The sequence below is a fragment of the Pseudomonas parafulva NBRC 16636 = DSM 17004 genome (assembly GCF_000730645.1).
GTDB classification, from domain to species: domain Bacteria; phylum Pseudomonadota; class Gammaproteobacteria; order Pseudomonadales; family Pseudomonadaceae; genus Aquipseudomonas; species Aquipseudomonas parafulva.
Genome location: NZ_BBIU01000016.1, coordinates 192,829 through 209,246, shown reverse-complemented (window position 1 = coordinate 209,246; position 16,418 = coordinate 192,829). Strand labels below are relative to the sequence as shown.

At 64.0% G+C, this 16,418-nt stretch carries 15 protein-coding genes; 5 read left to right on the top strand and 10 right to left on the bottom strand.

What is annotated here, in order from left to right; genetic code table 11:
• Nucleotide 1: 1 nt before the first annotated feature.
• The 8 genes from PPA02S_RS12495 to PPA02S_RS12460 form a co-directional block, all read right to left on the bottom strand.
• Nucleotides 2-2,773 carry a hybrid sensor histidine kinase/response regulator family protein gene (locus tag PPA02S_RS12495; RefSeq protein WP_028632772.1) on the bottom strand — a complete coding sequence of 924 codons (2,772 nt, stop codon included), beginning with the start codon at nt 2,771-2,773 and terminating at the stop codon, nt 2-4.
• Nucleotides 2,774-2,922: 149 nt separating this feature from the next.
• Nucleotides 2,923-4,215 (bottom strand): phosphoribosylamine--glycine ligase, encoded by a 1,293-nt coding sequence (gene purD, locus PPA02S_RS12490; RefSeq protein ID WP_028632771.1) that lies wholly within the window; start codon nt 4,213-4,215, stop codon nt 2,923-2,925.
• 182 nt (nt 4,216-4,397) lie between these two features.
• Complete coding sequence (purH, locus tag PPA02S_RS12485; protein ID WP_028632770.1) at nt 4,398-6,005, bottom strand: bifunctional phosphoribosylaminoimidazolecarboxamide formyltransferase/IMP cyclohydrolase; 1,608 nt, start codon at nt 6,003-6,005, stop codon at nt 4,398-4,400.
• An 80-nt stretch (nt 6,006-6,085) separates the two neighbouring features.
• Nucleotides 6,086-6,406 (bottom strand): DNA-binding transcriptional regulator Fis, encoded by a 321-nt coding sequence (gene fis, locus PPA02S_RS12480; protein ID WP_023534526.1) that lies wholly within the window; start codon nt 6,404-6,406, stop codon nt 6,086-6,088.
• A complete protein-coding gene (dusB, locus tag PPA02S_RS12475) occupies nt 6,403-7,416 on the bottom strand; it encodes a tRNA dihydrouridine synthase DusB (RefSeq protein ID WP_028632769.1) in 1,014 nt (337 codons plus the stop codon). The genes fis and dusB overlap by 4 nt, the downstream gene beginning before the upstream one ends.
• 214 nt (nt 7,417-7,630) lie before the next feature.
• Nucleotides 7,631-8,992 carry a DUF3426 domain-containing protein gene (locus PPA02S_RS12470; protein WP_028632768.1) on the bottom strand — a complete coding sequence of 454 codons (1,362 nt, stop codon included), beginning with the start codon at nt 8,990-8,992 and terminating at the stop codon, nt 7,631-7,633.
• A gap of 30 nt (nt 8,993-9,022) precedes the next feature.
• Nucleotides 9,023-9,913 carry a 50S ribosomal protein L11 methyltransferase gene (prmA, locus tag PPA02S_RS12465; RefSeq protein ID WP_028632767.1) on the bottom strand — a complete coding sequence of 297 codons (891 nt, stop codon included), beginning with the start codon at nt 9,911-9,913 and terminating at the stop codon, nt 9,023-9,025.
• A 109-nt stretch (nt 9,914-10,022) separates the two neighbouring features.
• A complete protein-coding gene (locus PPA02S_RS12460; RefSeq protein ID WP_028632766.1) occupies nt 10,023-10,478 on the bottom strand; it encodes a MaoC family dehydratase in 456 nt (151 codons plus the stop codon).
• A 136-nt stretch (nt 10,479-10,614) separates the two neighbouring features.
• On the opposite strand from PPA02S_RS12460, the gene PPA02S_RS12455 reads away from it, so the two are divergent.
• The 3 genes from PPA02S_RS12455 to PPA02S_RS12445 are packed head-to-tail and all read left to right on the top strand — an operon-like array spanning nt 10,615 to nt 12,290.
• Nucleotides 10,615-10,977, top strand: coding sequence for a CidA/LrgA family protein (locus tag PPA02S_RS12455; protein ID WP_028632765.1), 363 nt, complete (start codon nt 10,615-10,617; stop codon nt 10,975-10,977).
• The gene (locus PPA02S_RS12450) at nt 10,974-11,690 is read left to right on the top strand and encodes an LrgB family protein (RefSeq protein ID WP_028632764.1); all 717 of its coding nucleotides are present in this window, start codon (nt 10,974-10,976) and stop codon (nt 11,688-11,690) included. Before PPA02S_RS12455 ends, PPA02S_RS12450 begins: the two co-directional genes overlap by 4 nt.
• Before the next feature lie 9 nt (nt 11,691-11,699).
• Nucleotides 11,700-12,290 carry an LON peptidase substrate-binding domain-containing protein gene (locus PPA02S_RS12445; RefSeq protein WP_028632763.1) on the top strand — a complete coding sequence of 197 codons (591 nt, stop codon included), beginning with the start codon at nt 11,700-11,702 and terminating at the stop codon, nt 12,288-12,290.
• Between the two features lie 9 nt (nt 12,291-12,299).
• On the opposite strand, the gene PPA02S_RS12440 is transcribed toward PPA02S_RS12445, so the two are convergent.
• Entirely contained in the window at nt 12,300-13,619 is a 1,320-nt protein-coding gene (locus PPA02S_RS12440; RefSeq protein ID WP_028632762.1) for a bifunctional DedA family/phosphatase PAP2 family protein, read from the bottom strand.
• 3 nt (nt 13,620-13,622) lie between these two features.
• Complete coding sequence (locus PPA02S_RS12435; RefSeq protein ID WP_028632761.1) at nt 13,623-14,291, bottom strand: DNA-3-methyladenine glycosylase; 669 nt, start codon at nt 14,289-14,291, stop codon at nt 13,623-13,625.
• Between the two features lie 172 nt (nt 14,292-14,463).
• Here PPA02S_RS12435 and PPA02S_RS12430 point away from each other — a divergent pair, with 172 nt between their 5' ends.
• Entirely contained in the window at nt 14,464-15,735 is a 1,272-nt protein-coding gene (locus tag PPA02S_RS12430; protein WP_028632760.1) for a glutamate-5-semialdehyde dehydrogenase, read from the top strand.
• Nucleotides 15,704-16,396 carry a nicotinate-nucleotide adenylyltransferase gene (gene nadD / locus PPA02S_RS12425; protein ID WP_042141678.1) on the top strand — a complete coding sequence of 231 codons (693 nt, stop codon included), beginning with the start codon at nt 15,704-15,706 and terminating at the stop codon, nt 16,394-16,396. Before PPA02S_RS12430 ends, nadD begins: the two co-directional genes overlap by 32 nt.
• Nucleotides 16,397-16,418: the final 22 nt, after the last annotated feature.

The following is a 16,418-nucleotide window of genomic DNA, read 5'->3' as shown; positions in this document are numbered from 1 at the left end:
GTCAGCGGGGCGGTGCAGGGTCGGCTTTGGCTTCCCGCTGTCTGGCCCAGTACTGCACCACTTCGCGCAGATGTGAGAGCTCCACCGGCTTGGCCATGTGCCCGTCCATGCCCGCCAGTTTCGCGCGTTCCTTGTGCTCGGCGAGAATGTGCGCGGTCAGTGCCACCACCGGGGTGCGTGGGCGCTGATGGGCGGCTTCCCACTCACGCAACAGCTGAGTGGCGGAAAAACCATCCAGCACCGGCATTTCGCAGTCCATCAGCACCAGGTCGTAGCGCTTGGCTTTCATCGCCTGCAGGGCCTCTTCGCCGTTGGCGGCGGTGTCTGGCTCCAGGTTCAGCTTGCCAAGCATGCCGCGAATTACCTTGGTGGAAATGCTGTTGTCTTCGGCCACCAGCACCCGGAAATCACCGGGAAGCTCCAGCGCCTGGGGCTTGCCCAGCGCGGTGACGGACGACAGCTGGTCGCGGCCGCGCTGGGCTAGCTCTTCGGCCAGTGTCGTCTTGAGCGTGTAGCCGGCCACTGGCTTGGCGAGGATCCGCTTGACCCCGGCATTGCGCGCGATGATCTTGCTGGGCGCGTTGCTGATGCCGGTAAGCATGACCACCAGAATGTCGTGGTTCAGGCTGGGGTCTTCCTTGATCTTGGCCGCCAGCTGCATGCCGGTCATGCCCGGCATGTTCTGGTCCAGCAACACCGCGTCGAAGTAGTCGCGCAAGTGGGCCTTGGTGCGCAGCAGTGCCAGGGCCTCCTTGCCGGAAGGCACTGCGCTTACGTTCATGCCCCAGGCGCTGCATTGCTGCACCAGCACCTTGCGGCAGGTGTCGTTGTCGTCCACCACCAGCACCCGGGCATCGCGCAGCGGGCCGTCAAGGTCTGCCGGGGGCTGCTCCAGGGCGGAAGGGTCCAGCGGCAGGGTCAGCCACAGGGTGTTGCCGGTGCCGGTGCTGCTCTTGATGCCGAATTCACCCTGCATCAGCCCAATCAACTGTTTGGCGATCATCAGCCCAAGGTGGCCGCCCAGCTTGTTGCTGGACAGAAAATGATGGCTGTGCAACTTGGCCTGCAGCAGGGCTTCGCGCTCGGCAGCGGGCAGAGGCTCGCCGCTGTCCTGCACAGCGATGCGCAGGCGCGGTACTTCGCCGCGCTGGTCCAGGGCCACTACCAGCAGAATCTCGCCTTGGTCGGTGTTTTTGAGTGCGTTTTCCAGCAGGCTCGACAATGCCTGGCGCAGGCGCGTCGGGTCGCCACTGATCACCCGCGGGACCTGCGGCTGGGTGAAGCTGATCAGCTCGATATTCTGCTGCTCGGCCTTGGCCCGGAAGATATTCAGGCAGTCTTCGATCAGCGCGTTGAGGTCGAACTGCACATCATCCAGCTCGATCTGCCTGGATTCGAGCTTGGAGATGTCGAGGATCTCGTTGATCAGGGTGAGCAGTTCGTTACCGGCGCTGTGAATGGTCTGCACGTAGTCGCGCTGCTTCACCGACAGCGGCGTGCCCAGCAGCAGTTCGGTCATGCCCAGCACGCCGTTCATGGGGGTGCGGATCTCGTGGCTGATCTTGGCCAGGAATTCGGCCTTGGCATTGATTTCGGCATCGCTGGCGGCCAAGGCACGGCTGGCACTGAAGCGCTCTTCGTTCATGCGCCGCAGGCGGTCGCTGACGGCCAGGTTGAGCAGCAGCCCGCTGGCCACGGCCAGCCCCAGCAGAATGCACAGCAGCCAGGGTGTCGAGGTGCGCGTCAGCCCCAGCAGCGCAGGCAGCAGTACCAAGCCACCGACGTTGAACACGATCATGGCGACGCTGAACAGCCGGGCAGGCGCATAGCCCTTGTACCAGTAGTAGCTGCTGACCAGCAGCATGGTGACGCTGCCCAAAGCCATCAGGGCATACGTCATCAGGTTCAGCGGCAAGGTATCGACGAACAGCAGGATCAAGCCGCTGAGCGCCACGACCAGCATTTCGCCATTCAACAGCTTGTTCAGGCGCGCCGAATGGAAGGGGTAGAAGAACCGCTGAGTGAAATACAACCCCGCCAGGCCCGCCAGCACCAGCGTGAGGTAGGCCGCAGGGGTTTGTGCACTGTGCCACACGTGCCACCAGGGGCCGCTGAGGTTGAGCAGGATCAAACCGCTGAGCAGCATCAGGCTGTGGTAGAGCGCTAGCACCAGCGTGGTGCTCGAGCGGCTGTAGATGAAGCGGATGAGGTTGTGCAGGATCAGCATCACCAGCCCACCAAACAGCATGCCGAACAGCAGCGGCTGGTGCTGGCTGGCAGCCGCCTCGGCGGCGGGTTCCAGGCTGATGGCAGGGCGCAGCTGGTGTTCCGACACCAGCCGCAGGTAGATGTCCAGGGGTTGCGTGCTGTTGGGCAGGGGCAGCACGTGATCGCTGCCCCGCAGGGTGGGTTGTGCCGTACCCGCGTGGCGGCCGTGATGCAGCTGGCGCAACAGCTTGTCGCCCTGCAGGGCGTACAGGTCGAGGCCGGAAAGGTCCGGGGCGAATACCCGCAGCAGCTGTTCCTGAGTGCCGGGTTCCAGGCGGTAGTGCAACCACAGCGCCTGGTCGGCGGGGGCCGCATCCAGTTCGTCGAGCTCAAGGGGGCTGAACTGGTTGCGATAGCGTTCGGAGCGCACGTCGCTCAGTTGCAGGTTGGCATGTTCGTCGAGCAGCAGCGCCCACCCGCCATCATGCTCCGCCATGGCCGGTAGCACGCACAGCAGGGACAGCAAACTGATGAACAACGCTGAGGCAATCCGGAGCCGGCGCACTACGAAATCCCTTCTTAGCCGATGTGCGGGGTGATAACTATGCGCGGCGCGCCAAGCCGATGGCAAGGCCTGGCTGGGCCCTGCCGACGGGGCGGCTGCCGTGCGCCCGGGCCTCGCACTGCCCGGGCACAACGACGCAGCGATGCGGCTTAGTGCTGCTCGCCACGCTCGCGGGCAATGGCCCGGTAACCGATGTCGGTACGGTAGAAGCTGCCGTCCCACTTCACCTGCTCAGCCAGGCGGTAGGCCTGCTGCTGGGCGGCCTGCACCGTGTCACCCATGGCGGTGGCGCACAGCACGCGACCACCGGCAGTGACCACCTGGCCATCCTTGAGTGTGGTGCCTGCATGGAACACCTTGCCTTGCAGCTTGGCCGCTGCGTCCAGGCCGCTGATGGCCGCGCCTTTGGCGTAGTCGCCCGGGTAACCCCCGGCAGCCAGCACCACGCCCAGGCTCGGGCGTGGGTCCCACTGGGCCTCGACCTTGTCCAGCGCCTTGGCGAAGGCGGCTTCGATCAGCAACACCAGGCTCGATTCCAGGCGCAGCATGACGGGTTGGGTTTCTGGGTCGCCGAAGCGGCAGTTGAACTCGATGACCTTGGGGTTGCCCGCTTTGTCGATCATCAGACCGGCATACAGGAAACCGGTATACACGTTGCCTTCTTCGGCCATGCCGCGCACGGTCGGCCAGATGACCTGGTCCATCACGCGCTGGTGCACGTCGGCGGTCACCACAGGGGCAGGGGAGTAGGCACCCATGCCGCCGGTGTTCGGGCCGGTGTCCTGGTCGCCGACACGTTTGTGGTCCTGGCTGGTGGCCATGGGCAGCACGTTGTGGCCGTCGACCATCACGATGAAGCTGGCTTCCTCACCGTCGAGGAACTCTTCGATCACCACGCGCGAACCGGCTTCGCCGAAGGCATTGCCTGCGAGCATGTCACGCACGGCCTCTTCGGCTTCCTGCAGGGTCATGGCGACGATCACGCCTTTGCCCGCTGCCAGGCCGTCGGCCTTGATCACGATCGGTGCGCCTTTTTCCTGCAGATAGGCCAGGGCCGGCTCGATCTCGGTGAAGTTCTGGTAGTCGGCGGTCGGGATCTTGTGACGCGCCAGGAAGTCCTTGGTGAATGCCTTGGAGCCTTCCAGCTGGGCCGCGCCCTTGGTTGGGCCAAAGCAGTCCAGACCGCGGCTGCGGAACAGGTCCACCACGCCGATCACCAGAGGGGCTTCGGGGCCGACGATGGTCAGGTCGACATTCTTTTCTGCGAAGTCGGCCAGTTGCTCAAGAGCGCACACGTCGATGGCAACGTTTTCGCACTTGGCTTCAATGGCGGTGCCAGCGTTACCCGGGGCAACGAAGACCTTCTCGACGCGTGGGTCCTGGGCGACTTTCCAGGCCAGGGCGTGCTCACGGCCGCCGCTGCCAATGATCAAAACTTTCATGTCAAAACCTCGAAATCTGTCGAACGAGTGGCTTTGCCTCTCGCTGTACGAGGTCGCAATGAAGCAGGTAGATGCAAAGCGGGGCCGGTTCCGATGAGCGGAGTTGCCTTCTGGCAATGAGCATCAGCGGAACCGGCCCCAACGCAGCAGATGCCTGCTTCAGTGCGGCCGATTGCCGTAAATCAGTGGCGGAAGTGGCGCATTCCGGTGAACACCATGGCAATGCCGGCTTCATCAGCGGCAGCAATCACCTCGGCATCACGCATCGAGCCACCTGGCTGGATCACGGCGCTGATACCCACTTTAGCGGCATTGTCGATGCCATCACGGAACGGGAAGAACGCGTCCGATGCCATGACCGCGCCTTGCACCTGCAGGCCAGCATGCTCGGCCTTGATGGCAGCAATGCGCGCGGAGTTGACGCGGCTCATCTGGCCGGCACCCACGCCGATGGTCTGGCGCTGCTTGGCGTACACAATGGCGTTGGACTTGACGAACTTGGCCACTTTCCAGGCAAACACCAGGTCGTGGATTTCCTGTTCGGTCGGTGCGCGCTTGGTGACAATCTTGAGGTCATCGGCGCCGATCATGCCGATATCGCGGCTTTGTACTAGCAGGCCGCCGTTGACACGCTTGAAGTCCCAGCCGGCAGCACGCTCGGCTGGCCACTCGCCGCATTCCAGCAGGCGAACGTTCTGCTTGGCCGCCACCACGTCGCGGGCAGCCTGGGAGATTTTCGGTGCGATGATCACTTCGACGAACTGGCGCTCGACGATGGCCTTGGCGGTTTCGCCATCCAGCTCGCGGTTGAAGGCGATGATGCCGCCGAACGCCGACTCGGTGTCGGTGGCGTAGGCCAGCTCGTACGCCTGGCGGATGCCGCCTTCGTCTTCAGGCACCACGGCCACGCCGCACGGGTTGGCGTGCTTGACGATGACGCAGGCCGGTTTGACGAAGCTCTTCACGCATTCCAGCGCAGCGTCGGTGTCGGCCACGTTGTTGAACGACAGTTCCTTGCCCTGCAGCTGCACGGCGGTGGAGATGCTGGCTTCGCCTTTGTTGGCTTCTACGTAGAACGCCGCGCTCTGGTGCGGGTTCTCGCCGTAGCGCATTTCCTGGGCCTTGACGAACTGGCTGTTGAAGGTGCGCGGGAATTCGCTGCGCGCTTCGGTGCTCAGGGTGTCCTTGGCCTGGTCGATGGTGCCCATGTAGTTGGCGATCATGCCGTCGTAGGCGGCAGTGTGCTCGAAGGCCTTGAGCATCAGGTCGAAGCGCTGGGCGTAGGTCAGGCCACCCGCCTTTAGGCTGTCGAGAACGCTGGCGTAGTCGCCGGCATTGACCACGATGGCAACGTCCTTGTGGTTCTTGGCTGCCGAACGGACCATGGTCGGGCCGCCGATGTCGATGTTCTCGATGGCGGTCGGCAGGTCACAGCCAGGCTTGGCGATGGTGGCTTCGAACGGGTAGAGGTTGACGGCGACCAGGTCGATCGGCTTGATCCCGTGCTCGTTCATGATGGCGTCATCGGTGCCGCGACGGCCCAGGATGCCACCGTGAATTTTCGGGTGCAGGGTTTTCACCCGGCCATCCATCATTTCGGCGAAGCCGGTGTAGTCAGCCACTTCCACCGCGTTGACACCGTTGTCCTTGAGCAGCTTGTAGGTGCCGCCGGTGGACAGGATCTCGACACCGAGCTGTTGCAGCTCACGGGCGAATTCGAGGATACCGGTCTTGTCGGAGACGCTGATCAGGGCGCGGCGGACTGGCAGGCGGGTAGTCTGGTCGGTCATTTCGGGTTCCAAATAACGCGGTGGAGTCAGCAAAAAAGGCGTCTCTGTGAAGAGCCGCCTTTTCTGATTGGGATTCTGGCTTACAGCAAGTCGTACTGCTTGAGCTTCTTGCGCAGGGTGCCTCGGTTGAGCCCGAGCATCTCGCTGGCTTTGGTCTGGTTGCCCTTGACGTAGCTCATGACACTTTCGAGCAGGGGCGCCTCGACTTCGGAGAGCACCAGGTTGTACACGTCTGTGACGGTCGCGCCTTCCAGGTGGGCGAAGTAGTTGTGCAGCGCCTTCTCGACGCTGTCGCGAAGGGTCTGGCCCTCTTCGCTCGGCGTGTTCAGGTGCTGTTTCAGGTTGGCGTTGTCGCTCACGGGCGTTGTTCCACTCACAAAAGTCTCGGTCATCATCGTCATGCGGCCACCCCTTGTCCGTCCTCTGTCTCAAGGCTCTGTCGACGTTCGCTGAAATACGCGCGAACGTTGGCGCACTGCGCTTGTGTGTCTTCCAAAGCGTTGAACCGGGAGCGAAACTCCTTGCCGCCGGGTCGTGTTGCCAGGTACCAGCCTACGTGCTTGCGGGCGATACGCACGCCCATCACATCGCCATAGAAGGCATGCAGCGCAGCCAGGTGCTCCAGCAGGATGCGTTCCACTTCGTCCAGTTGCGGCGCTGGCAGGTGTTGCCCAGTGCGCAGGTAATGCTCGACCTCACGGAAGATCCAGGGCCGCCCCTGGGCAGCCCGGCCAATCAGCAAGCCGTCAACCCCCGTGGCGTCCAGCACTGCCCGGGCCTTTTCTGGCGAAGTGATATCGCCGTTGGCGAAGACCGGGATCGATACCGCCTGCTTGATGGCTGCGATGGTGTCGTATTCGGCTTCACCGGTGTACAGGTCGGCGCGTGTGCGGCCATGCACCGCAAGCGCCTGGATGCCAGCCTGTTCGGCAATTCTTGCCACGTTCAGGCCGTTCTTGTTCGCCCGGTCCCAACCGGTGCGGATCTTCAGGGTCACCGGAACATCCACCGCGGCGACTACCGCGTGCAGAATGTCGCTGACCAGTGCCTCATCTCTCAATAAAGCAGAGCCTGCAGCTTTGTTGCAGACTTTTTTCGCCGGGCAGCCCATGTTGATATCGATGATCTGCGCACCCGCCGCCACGTTGGCCTGGGCAGCTGCGGCCATCATCTGCGCATCACCCCCGGCGATCTGCACCGAACGGGGCTCGGGATCGCCTTCATGGATGCGGCGCAGGCTCGACTTGCGGCTGTTCCACAAGGACATGTCGCTGGACACCATTTCTGACACCACCATGCCTGCGCCCATACGCTGGCAAAGTGTTCGGAAAGGCTGGTCCGTGACCCCGGCCATGGGCGCGAGGATCAGGTTGTTGCGCAGTGTGTATGGGCCGATGCGTACCGCCGACATAGGTGATCCCTGTTGTGGGGCCGAATCTTGGAGTTCGAAAAAGGGTTGGCATGATACCCGCTCTCGATGACTGGATAAAGATGGATTTGGATAAAATCTGAGCAGTTGTCGGCTTCCGGCCTCGAGCTGCAAGTTGCAAGCTTCAAGCGGCAAGAGAAGGCGGCCGCGGTTTAGGCCTCGCTCGTCTTGTGGCTTGAAGCTTGCAGCTTGCCGCTTATTCCGGGGAACGGAAGCTGAGGCTGTAGTTGACGGCTTTCGGGCCTGGGTCGAGGATGTCCAGGGCGATGTGGATGGGGGTTTGGCTGGGCATTTCGCCGCGGCCCGCCAGTTCGCCAGACAGGTATTCACTGGGCTTGAAGCGCCGGCTGGCAATCAACTGGCCATTGAGGTCGGCGAAGCGCAGTTCCAGCAGCGGGAACGGCTGGGCGAAGGGGGCGCGGTTGTAGATGATTGCATCCACGATCAGGGCGCCCTTGAAGTCCGGGTGGCTGCGCACCACCAGGTTGCTGCTTTTGATGCGCGCGATATCGACCCGTGACGGCACCTGGCAGCCTACGGCAGGGCAGATGTTCTCGAACAGGGGGCGATACTGGTCCTGGCGGGCCAACTCGTCGAAGTGGAACCACACGTACTGCAAAGCCAGCAGGCCTGCGGCCAGCAGCGTCAGTATTGTCCACAGAATACGCTTGCCCCAGTTGGGGGCGGGCTTTTCCCAGCCCAGCTGCAGCGGGTCGTCCACCACGTCCACCAACGGCTCCTTGCGCCGTGGGCGCTCGGGCTTGCCGGACAGGCCGGGCTCCAGGCGCTCGCCTGCCACGGTGTGTGGGGTAGCGTCATCGTCGTCGCGGGCGGAAATGTGCAGTGCCGGCGGTTCGTCATCCAGGGCGCTCAGGCCCTGGATGGGAACATCGTCAGGGTCAGTGCGCATGGGCGGGTCGCGGTGCGGTTCATCCTCGATCACGACCCCGCGCTGCAGGGTGGGCTCATCGTCGGCGTCGAGGTCCAGGCTGCCTGTAAAGGTGGGTTCGGTACGCTCACCGGGCACCAGGCCTGGGGGCGGTGGTTCGCTTAGCAGCGGGGCGGCTGCGGCCTGTTGCGGCTCCAGCGGCTCGTCGGTGGCGGTACCAAACAGATCGTCTGCAGGGTCTTGTGCATGGGGCTCGTCGCGCCGTGCCTGCAAACCGCCGTCAGCATTGGCCGGGCGCGATTGCGGTGACTGCCCGCGGCGCTCCAGGCGCTCCAGTTCCATGTCCAGGTCGAGTTCGTCCAGGGCCTGGGTGGTGCGGGCCAGGGCGGCTTCTGGCGTATCGGCCGGCTCGCCCGCGACGGGCTCTACGGGCGCGGCAGCCACCACCGGTTGGCTGGCGGGCGCTGCTGCACCCTCGCTGTCGGCTGCGGGTGCCACCGGTGTGCTGCCTGCCTGGGCGCGGTTTTGCTCCAGCAGTTGCTTGGCGGCGTTGAACACCTGCAGGCATTGGCCGCAGCGCACCACGCCACGGGCCACGCTCAACTGGTGGTGAGTGACGCGAAAGCTGGTCTGGCAATGCGGGCACTGGGTGACGAAACTGTCGGTCATGCGGCAATCCGGAGGCTGTGCAGGGGACGGTTATGGGCGCGCTGGGCGGCGGCGACCACTGATACGCACCCAGCCGTCGCGAACGACGATGGGGTCGAGCTCGAAATCGGCAGCATAGGCGGCGGCCACTTCTTCGCCCTGTTCGGCGAGGATGCCCGATAATGCCAGCAGACCGCCTGGGCGAACCAGCCCGGACAACTGCGGTGCGAGCGAGACCAGCGGCCCGGCCAGGATGTTGGCGACCAGCACGTCGGCCTGCATGGCCGGCATGTGCTCAGGCAGGTAGAGTGCCAGCTTGTCATCGGCGATGCCGTTGCGCTGGGCGTTGTCCCGCGAGGCCTCGATGGCCTGCACGTCGATGTCGGTACCCACGGCTTCACGGGCCCCCAGCAGCAGGGCTGCAATGGCCAGGATGCCCGAGCCGCAGCCGAAGTCCAGTACCTGGGTGCCCTGCAGTTCCTGGCCATCCAGCCATTCCAGGCACAGCGCGGTGGTGGGGTGGGTGCCAGTGCCGAACGCCAGGCCCGGGTCGAGCAGCAGGTTGACGGCGTTTTTTTCCGGGGCGTCGTGCCAGCTGGGCACGATCCACAGGCGACGGCCGAAGCGCATCGGCTGGAAATTGTCCATCCAGCTGCGCTCCCAGTCCTGGTCCTCGATCACCTCGGCCTGGTGTTGCGGCAGCTCGTCGTCGGTCAGCAGGCGCAGGTGGGCGAACACCTGCTCGGGCTGGGTATCGGCTTCGAACAGGGCCAGCAGGTGAGTATGCGACCACAGTGGCGTGGTGTTGAGGTCTGGCTCGAAGATCGGCTGATCTTCGGCGTCCATGAAGGTCACCGAAACTGCGCCCACTTCCAGCAGCGCATCTTCGTAGGTTTCGGCTTGTTCCGGGCTGATGGCCAGGCGTACTTGCAGCCAGGGCATGGCGGGCACCTTTGCTAAATCGACAGGGGCAGCCTGGGCTGCACAAAGGCAGGCAGTTTACGCGAGTGCAGAGGGTTTGTAGAGAAGCCTGGGATAGCCCCCGTGGTGCCTAGACGAAACACAGCGAAAGCGACTCCGCGATATAGGCAGGCTTTTCTTCACCCTCTATTTCCAGGGTGGCAATTGCCTTGAGCAACCACTGCCCCGGTTTCTTCTCCGTCACCCCGGCCAGGTCCACCTTCAACCGCACCTGGCTGCCTACCTTTACCGGCTGCATGAAGCGCACGCTGTCCAGCCCGTAGTTCACCACCATCTTCAGGCCCTGCGGCAGCACCAGGATGTCCTCGATCAGTGTGGGTATCAGGGACAAGGTGAGGAAGCCATGGGCGATGGTGCCGCCGAAAGGCGTTTGAGCGGCCTTCTGCGGGTCGACGTGAATGAACTGGAAGTCCCCGGTCGCTTCGGCGAACAGGTTGATACGCTGCTGGTCAATTTTCAGCCAGGCCGAATGGCCCAGTGGCTTGCCAACGTACTGCGACAGCGCTGTTACCGGTACCTGGGGCATCGCAATGTCTCCACTGTTGTAGTTGGTACGAAAGTGCAAGGTCAGCACGCACCCTGCGCTCAGTCAAGTTACGCAGGGTTCGATGACTACTGCAGGGGCATGCTTATAATGGGCCGCATGCCATAGGGAGATGCTTATGCTGTTGCGTGGTTTGACCTGGCTGGTGCTGTTCCAGCTGTTGGGTACGGCGCTCAATCACCTGCTGCTGCCGTTCTTGCCGGGGCCGATCCTGGGCCTGTTGCTGTTGCTGTGCTTCCTGATGGTGCGCGGCGAGGTGGGCGAGCCCCTGAACCTGGCGGCTGGTAGCCTGCTGCGGTACCTGCCGCTGCTGCTGGTGCCGCCTGCGGTAGGGGTGATGGTGTATGCCCGTGACATCGCCGATGACTTCTGGGCGATTGTGGGCGCGCTGTTGATTTCGTGCCTGCTCACCCTGGTGTTCGTCGGCGTGTTGATGCAGAAGCTCATCCATCGCCAGGCCAGGCGCGAGGAGCAGCCATGATGCTCGACTGGCAGGGCGCACTCGACGCCGTGGTGCATCATCCACTGTTCGGTATCGGCATCACCCTGGGTGCGTATCAACTGGTGCTGGCAGGGTACGAGAAGACGCGCTGGATTTTCCTGCAACCGGTGCTGGTGTCGATGGCCCTGGTAATCGGCGTGCTGCTTGTCTGTGGTATCGACTACCGCGAGTACCGCAAGAGCACTGAAATCATGAATATCCTGCTGGGCCCGGCTACGGTCGCCCTGGCGGTACCGCTGTTCCTGAACCTGCGGCGCATTCGTCAGCTGTTCTGGCCAACCTTTACTACGCTGGTACTCGGGGGGCTGTTCGCCACGCTGTGCTGCCTGCTGCTGGGCTGGTGGTTTGGTGCCGAACACATGATCCTGATGACCATGGCGCCCAAGTCGGTCACCTCGCCCATCGCCATGCTGGTGGCCGAACAGATCGGCGGCGTGGCGGCGCTGGCGGCGGTGTTCGTGCTGATCACCGGGGTGCTCGGGGCCATATTTGGCCCGGCCTTGCTGAGCCGCTGCGGTGTGCACAGCCCAGAAGCCCGTGGCATGTCGCTGGGGGTGACCGCCCACGCGGTCGGCACGTCGGTGGCTTTGCAGGAAAGTGACGAATGCGGCGCCTTTGCCGCGCTGGCGATGAGCCTGATGGGCGTGGCGACTGCGGTGTTCCTGCCGCTGGCTGTCAGCCTGGTGGCATGAGGACTTGAAATGACGTTACCGCTGTTTCCCCTCGATACCGTGCTGTTCCCGGGCTGCTTCCTGGACCTGCAGATATTCGAGGCCCGGTACCTGGACATGATCGGGCGCTGCATGAAGCAGGGCGAGGGCTTCGGTGTAGTGTGCATCGTCGAAGGTGAGCAGGTGGGCAAGGCACCGCCGGTGGTCGCCTCCATTGGTTGCGAAGCGGTGATCCGCGACTTCGCCCAGCAGGACAATGGCTTGCTCGGTATCCGGGTGGAAGGTGTGCGGCGTTTCACCCTGGATGCCACCGAGGTGCAGAAGGACCAGTTGCTGGTGGGGCAGGTGCAGTGGCTGTCAGAGGCGCCAGACAGCCCCTTGCAGGACGCGGACGACGACCTGCTGGCGCTGTTGGTGGCGCTGGGTGAACACCCCATGGTCGAAGCGCTGGACATGCCGCGCCCGGTAGACGGGCGGCAGGCGCTGGCCAACCAGCTGGCTTACCTGCTGCCGTTCATGGAAGAAGACAAGCTGGACTTGCTCAGCCTCGATTCGCCCCAGCAGCGGCTGGGCGAAATCCAGAAGCTGTTGGAGCGGATACAGGGCGAGCTGTTCGCCTAGGCTGCTGCCTCACGAATACTGATAGCGCAGCAGGGCGTGGGGGAACGAGTGGGTGGCAAAGTAGGCGAACAGGGCCAGGCATGCTGGCAGTATCAGCCACCATACCTTTTGCGGCAGTGGCGCCAAAGGCTGGCGATACTGCACCAGTGTCAGGCTTATCGCACACACGCAACAGGCCAGCAAGGCCCCTGCCAGAATGTCGGTGGGCCAGTGTGCACCCAGGTACACCCGCGACAGCGCGATCGACAAGGCAGGGATGCAGCCGATCACTACCCAGGTGAGGCGCATTCTCGGCGGTTGGCCGCGCCCGGCAAGCACTGCCATTACCAGAAAAAACGCGAACGAAGCAGAGCTGTGCCCGCTGGGCATGCTGTAGCTGGTCAGTGGGTCGGTCAGTACCTCCGGGCGGGCACGGGCGAACAGCCACTTCAGCGTACCGTTGGCGATGGCGGTGCCCATGAGCGCGCCGCCGGCGAAGAAGGCATGGCGCCACTGGCGGGCCAGCAATAGCAGCCCGGTCAGCAGCCCGCCCAGAAACAGCTGGGTACGGAAGTCTCCCAGGCGGGTCACCAGTACCACGGTGCCGTCATAGGCCTGGCTGCGGTGTTCCTGCACCAGCGTCAGCACCCCCTGGTCGAACGCGTGCAGGTAAGGCCACCCCAGGAACACACCGGTCAAGGCCAGCAGGCTGAGCCCGGCAATTACCCGGGTGCCGTGGCGGTGGTCCCGGATGCTGGTGCTCAGGCTCACCCCGATAATCACCGCCAGGGTGCCGGCGACGATGCCGGCTTGCAGCCAGAACCCCTCGGGCAACGGCAGGCGCATGGCTGCACCCGTGGCCCAGCCGGGCAGCAGATAGGCTACCGACCAGCCGGCGGCCGCCAGCAGGCTGACAGCAGCGAAGCGCAGCAGCGGCATGTCGAACATGCCGGCCACCATCGGCAGCATAGGCCGCAGCGGGCCGATGAAGCGGCCTACCAGCAGGCTGGCGATGCCGTAGCGCTGGAAGTAGGCTTCTGCGCCGCCGATCCACTCGGGGTGGTGGCGCAGCAAGGGTAGGCGCCGAATGTTCTGGTGAAAGTACTTGCCCACTGTGTAGGACAGTGCATCGCCGAGAAGGCCGCCGAGAAAACCCAGCAGCAGTGTTTCACCCAGGCTCAGGGCGCCATTACCGGCCAGCACTGCCACTGCAAACAGCAACACGGTACCCGGCACGATGATACCGGCGATGGCCAGGCATTCGATGCAGGCCACCACGAAAATCGCCAGGCCAAGCCATTGGGGGTTGGCACCCAGCCAGCCGGTGAGGCTGTCGAGCCATTGGTCCATGGTTCAGCTCCCTTGTTGCAGAGTAAAGAAGTCGCGGCCTTCGACTTGGCCGCGGCGTAACGGGTTCCGTGTGCAGAAGCGGGCGTACTCGGCGTCGACGAAGCGGTAGGGCAGGTGTTCGTCGCGGCCATGGGGGATGCCCAGGCGGGCGGCCTGGATCACCCGGGGTACTGGGCTGGCGCAGTCTTCCACATAGAGCCGCTGGGGGTCGAACCGCTGTGCGTCCCAGTGCGGCACTTTCAGGCCCAGTGCCTTGCACAGTAAGGTCTGGCCGGCGCATAGGCGCTCGGGCGGGCGCAGGTTGCCGCTGGCATCGGGGTTGTTGAGTTGCATCTGCGCCAGGCTGTCGGGGCCGGACAGGGCGTCCTGCCAGGGGTAGGCAGACTTGATCAGTACGGCGTTGCCGGGGCCCTGGGCACTGAAATTGAGCGAGTCGCCGCCACGGGCGTAGTACATGTAGATGTGGCCGCCCTCGAGAAACAGCGCCTTGCGCTTTTCGGTGTAGCCCAGCGAGGCGTGGCTGCCTTTGTCGGTGAGGTAGTAGGCCTCGGTTTCGATGATGCGGGCGGCCAGCCACAGGTTGCCTTGGCGGTGGCGGATGACCTTGCCCAGGAGGGCCTTGGCCAAGGCCTGGGCATCCTGGTCGAAGAAGCTGTCGGGCAGTGCTGGCATGCGGGCGGTTCGCGGGTGGGAAGGCGCAATGATAGCAATGAAATGCTTAATCGAGGCTGAACGCTGCAATCCAGGCCCACCCTTATTTCGACCATCCGCCACCCGCCGCTGGGCGTACACCTGCATGACAGTTATAATCAGCCGATTTCCCCTTCGACAAGACACCGAACCCATGACTGAGTCCGTTCTTGACTACATGACCCGCCTTGGTCGCGCCGCACGCGAAGCGTCCCGGGTGATCGGCCGTGCCACCACCGCGCAGAAAAACCGCGCGCTGCAAGCGGCTGCCGACGCTCTGGACGCCGGTCGTGCCGAACTCACGGCTGCCAATGAGCAGGACCTCGCCCAAGGCCGCGCCAATGGCCTGGAGCCGGCGCTGCTCGATCGCCTGGCGCTCACCCCTGCGCGCATCGATGGCATGATCACTGGCCTGCGTCAGGTGGCCGGCCTGCCCGACCCGGTCGGTGCCATCCGTGACATGAGCTACCGCCCGTCCGGTATTCAGGTAGGCAAGATGCGCGTCCCGCTGGGGGTGATCGGGATCATCTACGAATCGCGGCCGAACGTGACCATCGATGCGGCCAGCCTGTGCCTCAAGTCGGGTAACGCCACCATCCTGCGCGGCGGCTCCGAGGCCATTCATTCCAACCGCGCCATTGCTGCGTGCATTCAGCGTGGCCTGGCGGCTGCGGGGTTGCCAGCTGCCGTGGTGCAGGTGGTGGAAACCACCGATCGCGAAGCGGTGGGCGCGCTGATCAGCATGCCCGAGTTCGTCGATGTCATCGTGCCCCGTGGTGGGCGCGGGCTGATCGAGCGTATCAGCCGCGATGCCCGTGTGCCGGTCATCAAGCACCTGGACGGTATCTGCCATATCTACGTCAGCCAGCATGCCGACCTGGAGAAAGCCTGGCCTGTGGCGTTCAATGCCAAGACCTACCGTTATGGCATCTGCGGTGCCATGGAAACGCTGCTGGTCGACCAGCAGGTGGCGGCCCGCTTCCTGCCGGAAATGACCCGCCGCTTCCAGGACAAGGGCGTGCAGTTGCGCGGCTGCGAGCGCACGTGCGCATTGATTGACGCACAGGCCGCCACCGAGCAGGACTGGCACACCGAATACCTCGACGCAGTGCTCTCCATTCGTGTGGTCGACGGCCTGGACCAGGCCATCGAACATATCAACCACTACGGTTCGCACCACACCGACTCGATCCTCACCGAGCATCAAGGTGAAGCGCGCAGGTTCATGGCAGAAGTCGACTCGGCGTCGGTCATGCTCAATACCCCTACCTGCTTCGCTGACGGTTTCGAATACGGCCTGGGTGCTGAAATCGGCATTTCCACCGACAAGCTGCACGCGCGCGGTCCGGTTGGCCTGGAGGGCCTGACGTGCGAGAAGTACGTGGTCATCGGTGATGGCCAACTGCGTGGCCAGGAGTCCTGCTGAGTTGAGCAAGGCCCAGGCTACCCGGCGCGTCGGCATTCTTGGCGGCACCTTCGACCCCGTGCACATCGGCCACCTGCGCAGTGCGCTGGAAGTGGCCGAGTTCATGGGGCTGGATGAGCTGCGCCTGCTGCCCAACGCCCGGCCGCCGCACCGCGATACCCCGCAGGTGACCGCGCAGCATCGCCTGGCCATGGTGCAACGTGCTGTACAAGGTGTGCCAGGGCTGCGTGTGGATGCGCGCGAACTGGCACGAGACAAGCCGTCGTACACCATCGACACCCTGGAGTCGGTGCGCGCCGAACTGGCCGCTGACGACCAGCTGTTCCTGTTGCTGGGCTGGGATGCCTTTTGCGGGCTGCCTGGCTGGCACCGCTGGGACGAACTGCTGCAACACTGTCACATCCTGGTGCTGCAGCGCCCGGATGCCGACGTAGAACCCCCTGACGAGTTGCGCAACCTGCTGGCTGCGCGCTCCGAGAGCGATCCCACCGCCATGTCCGGCCCGGCGGGAAATATTTCGTTCGTCTGGCAGACGCCGCTCGCGGTGTCGGCTACACAGATCCGACAGCTGCTGGCCAGCGGCAGATCGGTGAGGTTCCTGGTGCCGGACGCCGTACTGGCCTACATCGAGGCGCACGAGCTGTATCGTGCACCCAACTGACGGCGCCCCTGGCGCCTCATTC